General features: G+C 50.4%; 12 protein-coding genes. 8 read left to right on the top strand and 4 right to left on the bottom strand.

Annotation, left to right across the window (positions count from 1 at the left end):
• Positions 1-37 precede the first annotated feature (37 nt).
• The gene (locus tag KGP21_RS16530; RefSeq protein ID WP_371824868.1) at positions 38-616 is read right to left on the bottom strand and encodes a YiiX family permuted papain-like enzyme; all 579 of its coding nucleotides are present in this window, start codon (positions 614-616) and stop codon (positions 38-40) included.
• Between the two features lie 278 nt (positions 617-894).
• Here KGP21_RS16530 and KGP21_RS16525 point away from each other — a divergent pair, with 278 nt between their 5' ends.
• The 8 genes from KGP21_RS16525 (at position 895) to KGP21_RS16490 (ending at position 9,793) form a co-directional block, all read left to right on the top strand.
• Positions 895-2,799 (top strand): methyl-accepting chemotaxis protein, encoded by a 1,905-nt coding sequence (locus KGP21_RS16525; RefSeq protein ID WP_223535692.1) that lies wholly within the window; start codon positions 895-897, stop codon positions 2,797-2,799.
• Between the two features lie 235 nt (positions 2,800-3,034).
• On the top strand, positions 3,035-4,180 hold the full coding sequence (locus tag KGP21_RS16520; RefSeq protein WP_371824829.1) for a transglutaminase-like domain-containing protein: 1,146 nt from the start codon (positions 3,035-3,037) through the stop codon (positions 4,178-4,180).
• Positions 4,152-4,514 carry a mercuric transporter MerT family protein gene (locus KGP21_RS16515; RefSeq protein ID WP_223497808.1) on the top strand — a complete coding sequence of 121 codons (363 nt, stop codon included), beginning with the start codon at positions 4,152-4,154 and terminating at the stop codon, positions 4,512-4,514. The genes KGP21_RS16520 and KGP21_RS16515 overlap by 29 nt, the downstream gene beginning before the upstream one ends.
• A complete protein-coding gene (locus tag KGP21_RS16510) occupies positions 4,511-4,801 on the top strand; it encodes a heavy-metal-associated domain-containing protein (RefSeq protein WP_021181095.1) in 291 nt (96 codons plus the stop codon). The genes KGP21_RS16515 and KGP21_RS16510 overlap by 4 nt, the downstream gene beginning before the upstream one ends.
• A 357-nt stretch (positions 4,802-5,158) precedes the next feature.
• Positions 5,159-7,600, top strand: coding sequence for a glycogen/starch/alpha-glucan phosphorylase (locus tag KGP21_RS16505; RefSeq protein ID WP_223535690.1), 2,442 nt, complete (start codon positions 5,159-5,161; stop codon positions 7,598-7,600).
• Between the two features lie 68 nt (positions 7,601-7,668).
• Positions 7,669-8,964 carry a PP2C family protein-serine/threonine phosphatase gene (locus tag KGP21_RS16500; RefSeq protein ID WP_059201023.1) on the top strand — a complete coding sequence of 432 codons (1,296 nt, stop codon included), beginning with the start codon at positions 7,669-7,671 and terminating at the stop codon, positions 8,962-8,964.
• Between the two features lie 21 nt (positions 8,965-8,985).
• Entirely contained in the window at positions 8,986-9,324 is a 339-nt protein-coding gene (locus KGP21_RS16495; protein ID WP_021806707.1) for an STAS domain-containing protein, read from the top strand.
• A gap of 28 nt (positions 9,325-9,352) precedes the next feature.
• Complete coding sequence (locus KGP21_RS16490; RefSeq protein WP_059201022.1) at positions 9,353-9,793, top strand: ATP-binding protein; 441 nt, start codon at positions 9,353-9,355, stop codon at positions 9,791-9,793.
• Between the two features lie 10 nt (positions 9,794-9,803).
• Here the strand turns inward: KGP21_RS16490 and KGP21_RS16485 are convergent, their stop codons facing one another.
• From KGP21_RS16485 to ychF, 3 genes are all read right to left on the bottom strand, one after another.
• Positions 9,804-12,122 (bottom strand): PAS domain-containing hybrid sensor histidine kinase/response regulator, encoded by a 2,319-nt coding sequence (locus tag KGP21_RS16485; protein WP_223535688.1) that lies wholly within the window; start codon positions 12,120-12,122, stop codon positions 9,804-9,806.
• Entirely contained in the window at positions 12,109-12,564 is a 456-nt protein-coding gene (locus tag KGP21_RS16480; protein ID WP_209526919.1) for a Globin, read from the bottom strand. The genes KGP21_RS16485 and KGP21_RS16480 overlap by 14 nt, the downstream gene beginning before the upstream one ends.
• A gap of 318 nt (positions 12,565-12,882) precedes the next feature.
• Complete coding sequence (ychF, locus tag KGP21_RS16475) at positions 12,883-13,974, bottom strand: redox-regulated ATPase YchF (RefSeq protein ID WP_021181096.1); 1,092 nt, start codon at positions 13,972-13,974, stop codon at positions 12,883-12,885.
• Positions 13,975-14,293: the final 319 nt, after the last annotated feature.

The raw sequence follows: 14,293 nt of genomic DNA, 5'->3' as shown, positions 1-14,293 counted from the left end.
GTCCCCTATCCATGTGGATGGGGGACGTCACCGTAGATTAATTCGCAATCACCGTGACCAGCAGCGGTGATTCAAACATCGCCTTCGGCGAAATAACCGACCCCTCCCACGGGATTTGCTTTCCGTAGCGCTCTTTCAGTTTCTGCTGCACGGCAGGAGCACCAAAGTTAAATTCACGTACTTTTTGCAGCTTGCCGATTTGTATCCCTAGTGCGCGATCGTAAATCTTCCACACCAATTCCGAACAATATAGCTTCTCATCCGACCAGGAAAACTGCATGTCGTAGGGCTTCCCGGCAAAGCTTTTAACCTGCTGGCGTATTTTTAACTGTGCGGACGGCGTCATCATTTGCTTGGCGTTCTTCAGGCGTTTAACGACAAAATGCTTTTGCTCTCCCCGATCGATCCAGGCGGCCAGCGGGGTATATTTCACCGTTGATACCGCTTCGAATACGTAAGGCTTGCCATCTCGCAGCACAATGATGCCCATGTGGCTGTAACGTGAGCCGGTTGCCTGCTGTATCGCCAGGCTCTGTGACGAGCGGGAAGTGTGGAAAATGATGTCACCATCCTGCACCGCAGGTAGCTCGCGAGCTTGGCTGACCAGCACGGTCATCAGGCTGATGGTGAGAAAGAGGATAGCCCACAGGCGTTTGGTAAAAATCACGTTCAATCCCTCGAAGTTAGAATCTGGCCATTTTATCGGGGCTGTGTGAAGTGAGGATGAAGTGGTAGAGCAAAGGAGGGAGGTTGCATTGGCAGTTCTCATGCTTTAATAAAAATAATGATATTTATCAATGGAATAATAACAATTCTATCATTGTGGTTAAAGGGTGCTTAAAGCAGGCCGATAGCTGTTCTATTGATGTTGTCACCTAAATAGGACGAAACCGGATGTTAGGGATCTACCGTATATCGATGAGAATGAAGCTTTTCATTGCTCTGTTTCCACTGCTACTGGCTTTATGCTGGTTTGCCGGGTCGGGTATGAAAACCCGTATCAATATCGAACGTCAGATGGATGTCATCGTTCAGCTAACGGCAATTGCGCGTGGTGCAGGGGATGTCGTGCATGAGCTGCAAAAAGAGCGTGGTATGAGCGCAGGTTACCTGGGCTCTGGCGGTGGGCAGTTTCGCGCTGAACTAGCGGATCAACGTAAACTGACCGATGCGGCTATGGCGAAATTTAGCCAACTGTTATCTAAAACCGATCGCAGCGCATTGGAAGGGATTGATACATCCGCGATTCAGTTATTTAACGACCAAACCCAGTTACTTGGCGAGGTGCGTAATAATGTCAGCAATTTACACACCGTGGCGCCACAAGCCATTGGTTTCTATACTAAGACCATCGCCCAAGTGCTGGATTTTGTCGGTGGTATTGGGCATTTGACGACATCGGGCAAAATCGGCCAAGAATTGTCAGCGTATTACAGCCTGCTTAACCTGAAAGAACAGTCGGGAATAGAGCGGGCATTACTCTCCAGCGTTTTCTCTAGCGATCGTTTTGGTGATGGGCAATTCCGCCAGTTGAGCGATGTGGTGGGAAAACAAGAGGCCTGGCTTTCTGCGACTCGTCGTTTCAGCACCGCGGAGCAGGCGGCGGCGCTTGATGGCGCATTACGTTCTACATCGGCAACTGATGCCCTAAAGTTTCGTGAGATTGCGCTCGATAAAGTCGCAACCGGTGGATTCAAGGTTATTCCTACCGATTGGTTCAAGGCTCAGACTTTGCGCATTGAAGTGCTGCGTCAACTAGAGAATCAAACCGCTGACGCGTTACAAAAGTATGCTGCAGAGTTGTCACGCACGGCACGTAGCGAATGGATGACTTTCCTGTGCATCAGCCTTCTTTCCCTGGCAGTTGCCTTGGCGATAGCCATCGTCGTTGCGCGGAGTATCCATCTGCAACTGCAAGGAACGTTGAAAACGATTGGTGAAATGGAGGGGGATTTGACCCAACGCCTTAGCGTGCCGGGTAGTGATGAGTTGTCAGCACTGAATCATGCCTATAATCAATCCATTGAAAATATTCAGCATATTGTTAAAGAGATTAAATCCGGCTCGGAGATCCTTCACCATGCTAGCAGTGATATTGCTGCTGGCAATCAGGATTTGGCGCAACGTACTGATGAACAGGCGGCATCTATCGTTGAAACTGCGGCCAGCATGGAACAAATGTCCACGGCGATCTCCCAGACTGCAGATAACGCCCGCGAAGCTGAACAACTCACGCTGGCGATGGAGCGCGATGTCATGCAGGCGAATCGCGTGGCGAATGAAGCCAGCCAGAGCATGTCGGAGATCCGTAATTCTAGCGAGCAGATTTCACGTATCGTGGCTTCTATTGACGACATTTCTTTTCAGACCAATTTATTGGCGCTCAATGCTGCGGTAGAAGCCGCTCGAGCTGGCGAGTCCGGAAGGGGATTTGCGGTGGTAGCGAGTGAGGTGCGTAACCTCTCTCAACGTTGTGCTAAAGAGGCGAGCCAGATCCGGGAGCTGATTAATCAAAATATGGAAAAAATTGCGGAAGGCGTCGCTCGGGTTTCGGCTTCCGGGATCGCGCTAAAAGCGGCAGCAGATAACTCTGGGCTGATGAAGCAATATGTTAGCGATATCGCTCAGGCCGCCAACGAACAATCATTGGGGGTAGGGCAGGTTCATCTGGCTTTGAATCAGCTTGAACAAGTCACCCAGCAAAATGCGGCTTTGGTTTCCCAAGCGGCCAGTGCCAGTCAGGTACTGGACAACCAAGCGGCAGCGATGACCCAATTAGTGAATCGGTTTATCGTATAATGTTGTTGTAAGGACGGTGGGAGTAATCCCGCCTCCTACTTGATCGTTTGCTCCGTAGCATATTTTATTTTTCTTGAGACGTCTCCACTTTCCCGCATGCCGTTTACCGTATATTCCCAGATGTCTTTTTGCGTAAGCGGTATGTCGTTTTGTGCTGCCTGGGTGCATACTATTGCCCTCCCAAAGGCGGTGGGCAAGGCTTTGGCGCTATCTGATAATAAAAAAAGGAACGGTGATGGAAAGGCGTAAATTTCTCAAGGGTGCGGCGGCATTATCTTCTTTTGGGCTGATAAGCCCGGTCTGGTCTGAGTCGCGAAAAACGGATATCCCTGCGTCAACCTGCGTGGATAATAGAAGACGTTTTGTGATGACACAAACGTATCAATTGAAAGCGCCAACAGGCTCAGAAGGTAAGGCCAATCTGTGGATCCCTGTCCCCCTGGACACCGCCTTCCAGCAACTGAAGCACATTTCTTTTTCTGGCAACTATCAGCAGGCCTACCTCACGGCAAATAATACCTACGCAGCCAAAACGTTGTTTGCTTCCTGGCCGGATTCCAAAGGCCCGATGGAACTAAAAGTGGAAATGCTGATTGAAACCTTGGACTGGGAACCGCTGAAGAGCAACCAACTGGCCGAATGGCACCTCCCGCAAACCGATCTGGTGTTCCCTGCAGAGATACAACCCTATCTTAACGCAACCCCACATATTCCGGTGGATGGGCTAGTGAAAGAAACGGCGTTGAAGATTATAGGCAGTGAGAAATCTCCTTTACAGCAGGCGAGGCTAATTCATGAATGGGTAAGAACCCATATGCATCGCGACGATGCGGTGATTGGCTGCGGGACCGGTGATGTGGGGCAAATCCTTAAGGCTGGCAAGCTGGGCGGGAAATGTACCGATATCAACTCCGTGTTCGTCGCGTTGTGCCGTGCCAGCGGGATCCCGGCGCGTGAGATGTTTGGTATTCGCTTGGGCGCATCCCGCAAGTTGGGGAGCTATTCTAAGAAGGCATTTGGCAGCGCTGATGAGCAAGGCGTGGCAAAAGTCAGCGGCGGGCAGCATTGCCGGGCGATGTTCTGGCTGGCAGGTTTCGGCTGGTTGCCGGCCGATCCGGCCGACGTTACTAAAATGCGTCTGGCAGAGAAAAAAGAAAACGGCGATGCCGCCGTTGAAGCCGTCAACGATTACCTGTTCGGCAACTGGGAAATGAACTGGGTTGGTTTTAACTACGCCCGTGATTTCGCGCTTTCGCCAGAGGCAGAGCAGGGGGATCTCAATAACTTTGGTTACCCCTATGCTGAAGTAGATGGCGACCCGTTAAACTTCTACGATCCGGCCGAATTTAGCTATGACTATGTCTCTGTCGAACAGCGTTAAGGACAGCATAGTGACGCTGCTGGCGGCTCTGCTTGCCGCCGCAGCATCGACACTCTGTTGCCTCGGGCCGTTGTTGTATCTGGTGTTTGGTATCTCGGCTGCCGGGCTCACGGGGATCCCGGCGCTATCCTGGTTGCAGTGGCCCATGATTATTGTGGCTATCGGATTGATGCTGCGAGGATTTTGGCGGCTTTATCTGTCGCCACGCCCGGTTTGCGTGAACGTCGTCAGCCGTCGGGTACTGATTTGGCTTTACTGGCTATCAGTACCGTTGATGTTGGCGTTGATGACCTACCCCTACGTATTACCTTGGATTTGGGAAATGATGGAATGAAAAAGCGCATTTTTCTGCTGTTGGCCCTGGTGCTCATTGCGCCGCGGCTATGGGCGGAGAATCAGAAAGTCACTATTGATATCAAAGCCATGACCTGCTCACTGTGCGTCATCTCTATCAATAAAGCGTTGCGCTCTACTGATGGGGTGATTAAGGCCAAAGCCTCACTGAAAACGCACCAGGCGGAGGTGATTGTGCCCGAAGGTTTTGATAATCAGCTATTGCTGACGGCAATTTCCCGCACCGGCTATAGCGGCGAAATCCAGAGCGTGGCGCCAGCCCCGTAGTTTTTACTCAGCATTTAGCCATTGTGATGTGTAACTAGAAAATGAAAACCCACGCAATTGCGTGGGTTTCAACGTTTTCAGCGCCGGTATTATATTCCACGACGCCATGATCCTTTCAGGTGTTAACGTCAGTCTCTTCAAGCAAAGCAGATATAAAGAACCTTAGGGCGCAACTCGGGTAACTTTCATATCCGGATAATCAATGCATAGGCGCTTGAATTATTTAAATTTGATACTTAGCGATTTTATCTCAAGCGGCCATAAAACCGTCTACACTTTGCAGAGCAATGTTGAACGCTATCCACTTTCTCATCGTCGAGTTAACCAATTGGGTTGAAGGCTTTAATAGGGATTAACATGAAGACTAAGCAAAAACGTGTTGAAATACCTGGAGTTGAAGAGATAAAGCACAGTTTGATTAGTAAGTTGAGATACGATTTATGTTTGGAGCTTAAAGATGCCACCGCAACAGACATCTTTAATGCCCTGGCTCTGGCTCTGAGAGATTACCAGTTGGATAGCTTCTTCAATACCAAACGTTGTCAGGAGGAAGCAAGGCCTAAGCGACTCTACTATTTGTCGATGGAGTTTTTACTCGGCCAGTCGCTGCGTAATAATTTGATGAACCTGGGGTTGCTAACCAGTGCTAGACAGGCCGTGAGTGAGCTAGACTTTGATTTTGAAGAGATTATTAATCAAGAGCCGGATGCCGCACTGGGTAATGGGGGATTAGGTCGACTGGCCGCCTGTTTTATCGATTCAATGGCCACGTTGGATATTGCCGCTTCAGGCCATGGTATCAAATATGAGTATGGTCTGTTTAAACAATCCATACAGAATGGCAAGCAGGTTGAACAACCGGATGACTGGCACAGCACCCATTCTCCCTGGCTGATTGATCACCCTTCACAGCTGATGCTGATCCCTATCGGTGGTCATATCGAAGAGAGTGAAGATATTGATGGCAACTACAATCCTATGTGGATGGACTGGAAGGTCATAGTGGGTGTACCGCATGATTACTTCGTTACCGGCTATGGGGGTAATACGGTAAATAAACTGCGATTATACAGTGCCAGCGCCTCTGATTCATTCGACGTTCATATATTTAACCGCGGTGACTATCTGCGGGCGGTAAGCCAGAAAATAGCGTCAGAAAATATTTCGAAAATACTTTACCCAGCCGATGAGATCCCGTCAGGTAAGGAATTGCGTCTGACGCAAGAGTATTTCCTGGTTGCCTGCACCTTACGCGATATTCTGCAAGAATATGCTCAGCGCTCGGAGGACATCAGAGCATTGCCCGATGCGGTTGCCATCCAGTTAAATGATACCCATCCGGCTCTGACCATCGTCGAGATGATGCGTACGCTGGTGGATGAATACCGGCTGGATTGGGAAATGGCCTGGAGCATCACGCAAAAAACTTGCGCGTTTACCAACCACACGTTGATGCCGGAAGCGTTAGAAACCTGGCCTGTTGCTCTGTTTGAGAAGTTGCTGCCACGCCACCTGCAGATTATCTACGAAATCAACCATCGGTTCCTTGCCGATATAGCTCAGAAATGGCCAGACAAACCGGAGTTGCTGGCCTCACTTTCGTTGTTTGAAGAAGGGCCCGAGAAAAAAATCCGTATGGCTAATCTGGCCATCGTTGGCAGTCATAAAGTGAATGGGGTGGCTAAATTGCACTCCGAGCTGATTAAACAGCAGTTGGTTCCGCACTTTTATTTTATCACCCCGGAAAAATTCACCAACCAAACTAACGGCGTAACGCCAAGGCGCTGGATCCAGCAAGCCAACCCGAACCTGGCCGAATTTTTGTCCCGCCAGTTAGGCGCCAGTTGGGTTACCGAGCTTGATGAATTGCAACGATTGAAAAAGCTGGCCAGGGACAGTGCAGCCCTGGAGGAAATCCAGAGCATTAAACTGCATAATAAACAGGCGCTTTGCCGGCTCATCGCCACTCATCAGGGGATAAAGCTCGATCCGGCAGCCATGTTTGACAGCCAGGTAAAGCGTATCCATGAGTACAAAAGGCAATTGCTGAATATTCTGCACGTCATACACCTGTATTTGGGGATTGTTGAGTCTGGTCATGTTCTGATTCAGCCGAAGGTCCACCTGTTTTCTGGCAAGGCCGCGCCAGGCTATGCCATGGCCAAGCTGATTATTCAGTTGATTAATGAAGTGGCAAGGACGGTTAATCACGATCCGCGAACCAAAGGGCAGCTCAACGTGGTGTTCCTGGAGGATTATAAGGTCTCGTTGGCCGAACATATTATTCCTGCCACCGATCTTTCAGAACAGATCTCAACGGCTGGCACCGAAGCGTCAGGCACCAGTAACATGAAGTTTGCCATGAACGGGGCGTTGACCATCGGTACCATGGACGGCGCCAATATTGAAATCCGTGACGCGGTGGGGGCCGATAATTTTTATCTGTTTGGTGCCGATGCGGCTGAAATCAACACCCATCGGCAGGCGGGGTCCCATAATCAGGTCTACCAGGATGATCCGGCAATCAGAGAGGCTGTCGATGCCTTGGTATCAGGCCGCTTCAATCTGGACAAGTCGCTGTTTGAGCCGATTTACCGCATGCTGACAGAGGGCGATCACTACTGCCATTTGCTGGATTTTGACAGCTATCGTCAGGCCCAGCATCAGGCACTACATGATTTTTCCCAACCCCAGTTGTGGCACCAGCGGACGCTGTTGAACATTGCTGGCATGGGGGGCTTTTCAAGCGATCGCACTATCAAGGGGTATGCCAACGAAATCTGGGGGATCCCTTGTTAAGGGGATCGCAATAGATCTGGCCTCGGTCAGGGTGACTTCAACCTGAGTTGAACATGGGATCATGACGTATGGAACCGCTTACCCTCGGTCAGCCTTCGGAGACACAGCCAGTGAGCGTGCTGATTGTAGACGATTCAAAAAGCTATCGGCATCTGATGGCGGCAGCCTTGACGAAATGGGGATTTAACGTCTGTGAGGCTGAAGATGGTCGGCAGGCATTGCAAAAGTTGAACCAACGGTCAATCCATATCGTCATCAGCGACTGGGAAATGCCCGTGATGGACGGAGTCGCCCTGTGCCAGGCTATCCGCAGTGGCGATTTCGGCCATTACGTTTATGTCATTCTAGTCACGGCCCGCCAGTCTTTGGACGATCTGGTGACGGGAATGGAATCGGGTGCCGATGACTTTTTATCGAAACCGGTGAATCAAAGCCAACTTCGTGCCAGGCTACACGCGGCAGAACGCGTGTTGACGCTCGAAAGCACGCTGGCAGCGCGTAATGAAAAGCTCACTTATGCTTATCAACAAATAGAGTCGGACCTGCAGGTGGCAGCCAAGCTGCAGCATAGTTTCCTGCCTGCCCATAACCTGTTATTGGCTGGGTTCGAGTTTGACTGGATGTTTTTACCTTCGGCATATGTGTCGGGGGATCTATTAAACTATTTCCCGCTGGGGGAGTACCACATCGCTTTCTTTAGCGTAGACGTTGCCGGGCATGGCGTGAGCGCCGCCATGTTGTCACTGGCGGTTCTACGTGAGTTTATGGCGGGCCGAATCAGTAGTCATTTGTTATTGGAACTCTCGGCAGAGGGGGAAAGGACTCCTGTGGCACCGCACCGCGTAGTAGGGGAGTTGAATCAGCGTTTTTGCCTGGATAATGAGCAGGTCACCAGTTATTACACGCTGATTTATGGTGTCATTGATACCCGTAACGGCAAGGGGACTCTCTGCCAGGCTGGGCATCCGACGCCGTTTATCATCCGCGCAGACGGAGATAGGGTTTGCGTTGGGGACGGAGGTATGCCCGTGGGGCTGTTTGAGGAAGCCGAATATCAGGACAGTGATTTTAACCTCGACATCGGGGATCGGCTCTATCTTTACAGCGATGGCATCATTGAATGTGAGAGTCACAGTCAGGAACTCTACGGCGACCAACGCTTACAGACATTACTAAGCGAAAACCGGCATTTGGCTAAGAACCAACTGTTTGCCAGGGTGGAAAATGCCTTGAACGCCTGGCGCTGCCATGAACCTTTGCAAAAACCGCACGCAAGGCTGATGCAGTCCTTTGCTGATGATATCTCGCTGATGGCTGTGGAACGTATCGGTGTAGCAACGTTTACCAGGCCAGAACAACTATGACATTGTGAAAAAGGAATCGTTATGAACTTTGAGATCCAGTCTGAGAGTGGCGTAGAAATCATTGCTCCTCTGGTCCGTCGCCTTGATGCGTCAGTGGCCGCGGTGTTCAAGCAGGAAGTATTGTCTTTTATTCAGCAGGGTAAAAACAGCATCCTGCTGGACTTCAGCCATGTCGAGTTTATCGACAGTAGCTGCCTCGGCGCACTGGTTTCTATTCTCAAGACATTAAGTGGCCGCGGCGATCTGGCGCTCTGCGCCTTGAACAGCAACATTCAGAATATGTTCAAGCTCACGCGGATGGATCGGATTTTCATCATCGGCAGCGATCGCGCTGCGGCATTGAAGCTTATGCTGGGTTGAATCTGGCCTTGCGCTGAGGGAATGTCATATGACAAGTGCCAACACTACGTTGTGTTTACCGGCATCATTGGACAGCCTCGCGAAGCTGAGCAACGAGCTGCATGACTTTGTTGCACCGTTTTCGCTGGATCCCGCGCTGGTTTATCAGCTTGATTTGGCCTCAAGTGAAGCCTTTAGCAATATTGTCAGACATGCGGTGAATTATGATGATACGCAGAGCATCGTTATTACCTTGGTCAATGATGGTCATCGCCTGACGCTCACTCTCTCGGATGCTGGTTTGCCGATACCAGAGAACATTTTACAGCAATGGCGACAGCCTTCAGACCTGGCTCCAGACCCTCTCAATCAAACCAGTTGGCCGGAAGGCGGGATGGGCTTGATATTGATTCAAGCCATAATGGATCAGGTGCAGTATGAAACGGCTAATGGCCGCAATAGGTTGACGTTGACTAAGAACCTGTCGTAGGACGGAGGTATCAGGCTTCCTTTGCCGCTGCGAGGGAGGTCCGCAACCGCTGGCATAATTCATCCACGCCGCGATATTGAGCCGTGATTTCAGGCCAATCGGCTATTGCCGCAGCCTGCTCAATATTGCCTAACCTGCTTTCCAGGGGCTGGCAAACAAAGTGCAGGCACTCTCCTTTTAGCCGATGGGCGCTGCGCCGGATGGCTTCATAATCTTGTCTCTTTATGGCGTCATGTAGCGCACCAGTCAAGGAGGGGAATTCCTCCAGGAAGATCGCCACCAACTCGTTAAATAAGGCTTGATCGTCGCCTAACTGCGTCAGTGATTGTGCATAATCGAAGATCTCGTCTTCTGGGCGTGGTTGAGCCGCATTCAGGGTCCGCTCGAGCTCACTGGCAAGATTATCCAACAAAATGGGTTTGCTGACATAGCCGTCGAATCCTTGGGCCAGGCATCTTTCACGATCGCCTTTCATCGCATGTGCGGTCATGGCAATGATTGGTATGTGTTGGCCTGGTTGCTGTTGTTCGCCAGCTCGAAGGTGTTGTACCGCTTCGAGCCCATCCATTTCGGGCATTTGCAGGTCCATCAAAACCAGGTCGTATTGATCCTGCTGTAACTTCTGCAACGCCAATTTACCGTTGCCCACTACGTCGCAGGTATGACCCAATTTACGGATAAAGTTGATCGCCAATTGTTGATTAATAAGATTATCCTCCGCCACCAGAATGTGTATCCCAACCCCTGTAACCCTTACTGGTGCTTCCAGCACGGGCTCAGGATTGGCCATTTCTTGCGGAATAAAGCTGGCTATGATGGCCTCTAGTAACTCGTTGGCATCGATAGGTTTGGTTAAAAAGCTTGAAACGCCCACTTTACGCAATACGCCGGTGTCTATCCGATTCCCCATTGAACTGAGCATGATCAATTTACTTTGGCGAAGCTCCGGCGTTGACCTGATCTCCAGGGCTAGTGCCATGCCATCCATCTCCGGCATTTGCGAATCCAGCAGGATCAGCGGAAAGCGCTGGCCAGTGGCCATTAGCTCCAGTGCGGCCTGGCCAGAGTTGACCGTTTGTGGCTTGAGACCAACGTTGCGCAGCATGTCAAACAGCAACCTTTGGTTGGTTTCGTTATCATCCACCACTAAAACGCTCATCCCATTCAACCGGGCCGGCAACGTTATTGTCGTACGGGCTGACGAGGGAGTAACAGGCAAGGAAAAATAGAAGTGGCTGCCGTGGCCAGGCTGGCTGGAAACCTGCAGTTTGCCGCCCATCATGGCAACCAGACGGGCTGAAATGGTTAATCCTAACCCTGTGCCGCCGTATTTGCGGGTGGTTGAACTGTCTGCCTGACTGAAAGATTCGAAAATAACCGCCTGTTTATCTTCGGCAATACCGATCCCGGTGTCGATAATACTGAATGTCAGCATCTTCGGGGTGGAGAGTGAAGGGGCGATCTGTAAAACCACTTCACCGGTATGGGTAAACTTGAGGGCATTACCAATCAGATTGGTCACGATCTGTCGTAAACGCAGGGCGTCACTATGCAGAATGGTCGGTACCTCAGGATGAATGTCTACCAGTAGCTCAATTCCCTTTTCGGAAAATTTGGGCATCAAAGGGCGGGTAATTTCATGGATTAGCTGGCGCAGGGAAAAGTCCTCAAACTCCAGGCTGACTTTCCCCGCCTCTATTTTCGAAAAGTCGAGAATATCATCGATGATTTTCAACAGGGCGCGAGCCGAGGAGTACACCATATTGATGTAATCACGTTGTTCTTTATTCAGATTGGTTTCGAGACACAATTGAGACATGCCCAGGATCCCATTCATTGGCGTGCGGATTTCATGGCTCATATTGGCCAGGAATTCACTCTTGGCCTGGTTCGCGGCGTGGGCTAATGCAACGGCCTGCTGGGACGAGGCCTCTGCTTCCTTGCGCTCGGTGATATCCTGTAAAGTCCCAATGACTCGCTGCACTTCCCCTTTGATACTGACGCTGATGATTTGCCCCTGGATCAGTACCCAGTGTTCGTCACCATTACTGTGTTTGACACGCACTTCACAGTCAAAAACGGGTAATACCGCCTTGTTGGCTTGATGAAGGCAACGTAGGACCAGCGGTAAGTCATCAGGATGAATGACCTGTTGCCAAAGCGATGAGGAAAACTCCCTATTCTCACGATTAACCCCTAGCAGTAATTTCAAGGCATCGTTAACCTGCCACAGATCCTGGGTACATTCCCAATCCCAGATGCCGATACGTGAGTTTTCTGCCGCCAGAATAAAGTTACTATTTGGGACAGAGCTGCTATCGGCGTGCATTTTTATTGCCTTGCACTGCATCATGGTGCAACTCTGCCTGCCGCCGCATAAACTCCAACCCTGGGGCCATAAAAATTGCCCATGCGGTCAGGACTTCTTCATCGCATAACGGATCGAGATCGCGTACCGTTTGCAAAACGGCTCGCCGCCAATAGGCAAAAACAGACGCGGGCAGATTCAACCCCTGGGAACTCTGTTCCCGCGCCACGTGCTCCAGATAGTCGGCCACGATATGGCTAGTGGCAACAGAAAGCATATAAAAAAAGGATTTGTAGATAATTTTTTGTTGCGCTTGCTGATGCTCGGGTGTGGGCTGAATTTTCAGCCCCTGCGTGCTTTCAACGAATAATTGGTAGAAATGAGAGAAAAACAGGTCGCCCTGATCTTTGGCGGTGATCCGATCGTAACTGCTATTGAACAACGCTTCATAGTTGGTACTCACGGCATGCTCTCTTTTCGCTAGTTACCCGATAGTTGGTATGGCACCGTTATCCTATAAGGGAGGGCCAGGGAAGGTGATGACTTCTCGTGTAGAGAGCAAGTCGTTTTCATTAAATCAGTCTAGTTAACGCTTGGGGAAGCGCAAGGATAGGTGGTTATGGCGCATGGTTTTTTGGCTATGAGCGGGGGGCGTTCTGCGTGGATATGCCTGCTCTCAACATGGTAGATAGAGTGAAAATCACAAAAAAATCCACGCGAGGCGTGGATTTTAAGTGTTTTACTTAGTCTTCATGGATCATACTGAGATGAGTGACATCATTTAGACGTTAAACAAGAAGTTCATCACATCGCCATCTTTAACGACGTAGTCTTTCCCTTCTGAACGCATCTTGCCGGCCTCTTTGGCACCTTGCTCACCCTTGTAGGTGATAAAGTCTTCAAAGGCGATGGTCTGCGCACGGATAAAGCCTTTTTCAAAGTCGGTATGGATTTTACCGGCCGCTTGCGGGGCAGTAGCGCCAACTGGGATGGTCCAGGCACGCACTTCCTTCACGCCAGCGGTGAAGTAGGTTTGCAGATTGAGCAATTCATAACCTGCGCGGATCACGCGGTTCAGACCTGGTTCTTCCAGACCCAACTCAGCCATAAATTCAGCGCGGTCTTCATCTTCCAGCTCTGCGATGTCGGATTCGACAGCGGCGCAAACCGCTACCACCACGGAACCTTCTTCGGCAGCAATCTTGCGTACAACATCCAGATACGGGTTGTTCTCAAAACCGTCTTCGTTAACGTTGGCAATGTACATGGTTGGCTTCAGGGTCAGGAAGCTCAGGTAGCGGATCGCGGCTTTATCTTCAGCAGTCAGATCCAGCGCACGCAGCATACCGGCGTTTTCCAACTGCGGCAGGCATTTTTCCAGTGCGGCCAATTCGGCTTTTGCGTCTTTATCGCCGCCTTTGGCTTTCTTTTGCACACGGTGGATGGCGCGTTCGCAGGTATCAAGATCGGACAGCGCCAACTCGGTGTTGATGACGTCGATATCGTCTGCCGGATCCACTTTGTTATTCACGTGAATGATGTTGTCGTTCTCAAAGCAACGTACCACGTGGCCGATGGCTTCGGTTTCACGGATGTTGGTCAGGAACTGGTTACCCAGGCCTTCACCTTTGGAAGCCCCTTTTACCAGGCCTGCGATATCAACGAATTCCATGGTGGTGGGCAGAATGCGTTGTGGTTTGACGATCTCAGCCAGTTGATCCAGACGTGCATCGGGCATCGGTACCACGCCGGTATTGGGTTCAATGGTACAGAACGGGAAGTTGGCCGCTTCGATACCCGCTTTGGTCAACGCATTGAACAGGGTGGATTTGCCAACGTTAGGCAGACCGACGATACCGCATTTGAATCCCATGTTTATATCACCTTAAATATCTTGACTATCAACAGGTTAACATTAGCCTGCTGCATAAAGGACGAAATTATCCCGCCATTATACACGTAATGGGCAGTTATCTCGATCTGCCCGTTGCTGGCGGTACTACCCGAGGCCTTCCTTACGCTGCTTACGCCTGGGTCGGCTCAATTAAACGCCGGTAGAGGTGTTCAGCAGGCAAGGTACAGATCCAAGGTGAACACATCTGGCAATAGGCCATAGAACGCTAATAGCGGAGATTATTCTGGCTATTTGTTATCAGATATTTAGTAATATAAGTGAGTTAATGTTTTATTTT

It is taken from the genome of Serratia sp. JSRIV004, assembly GCF_019968705.1.
GTDB lineage: Bacteria > Pseudomonadota > Gammaproteobacteria > Enterobacterales > Enterobacteriaceae > Chania > Chania fonticola_B.
The sequence above is the reverse complement of the archived record's forward strand: the minus strand, read 5'-3'. Positions and strand labels throughout refer to the sequence as shown.

Coding starts and splice junctions, on each gene's coding strand:
- KGP21_RS16530 (WP_371824868.1), bottom strand. CDS start 616: ATGACCGTGCTGGTCAGCCAAGCTCGCGAGCTACCTGCGGTGCAGGAT.
- KGP21_RS16525 (WP_223535692.1), top strand. CDS start 895: ATGTTAGGGATCTACCGTATATCGATGAGAATGAAGCTTTTCATTGCT.
- KGP21_RS16520 (WP_371824829.1), top strand. CDS start 3,035: ATGGAAAGGCGTAAATTTCTCAAGGGTGCGGCGGCATTATCTTCTTTT.
- KGP21_RS16515 (WP_223497808.1), top strand. CDS start 4,152: ATGACTATGTCTCTGTCGAACAGCGTTAAGGACAGCATAGTGACGCTG.
- KGP21_RS16510 (WP_021181095.1), top strand. CDS start 4,511: ATGAAAAAGCGCATTTTTCTGCTGTTGGCCCTGGTGCTCATTGCGCCG.
- KGP21_RS16505 (WP_223535690.1), top strand. CDS start 5,159: ATGAAGACTAAGCAAAAACGTGTTGAAATACCTGGAGTTGAAGAGATA.
- KGP21_RS16500 (WP_059201023.1), top strand. CDS start 7,669: ATGGAACCGCTTACCCTCGGTCAGCCTTCGGAGACACAGCCAGTGAGC.
- KGP21_RS16495 (WP_021806707.1), top strand. CDS start 8,986: ATGAACTTTGAGATCCAGTCTGAGAGTGGCGTAGAAATCATTGCTCCT.
- KGP21_RS16490 (WP_059201022.1), top strand. CDS start 9,353: ATGACAAGTGCCAACACTACGTTGTGTTTACCGGCATCATTGGACAGC.
- KGP21_RS16485 (WP_223535688.1), bottom strand. CDS start 12,122: ATGCACGCCGATAGCAGCTCTGTCCCAAATAGTAACTTTATTCTGGCG.
- ychF (WP_021181096.1), bottom strand. CDS start 13,974: ATGGGATTCAAATGCGGTATCGTCGGTCTGCCTAACGTTGGCAAATCC.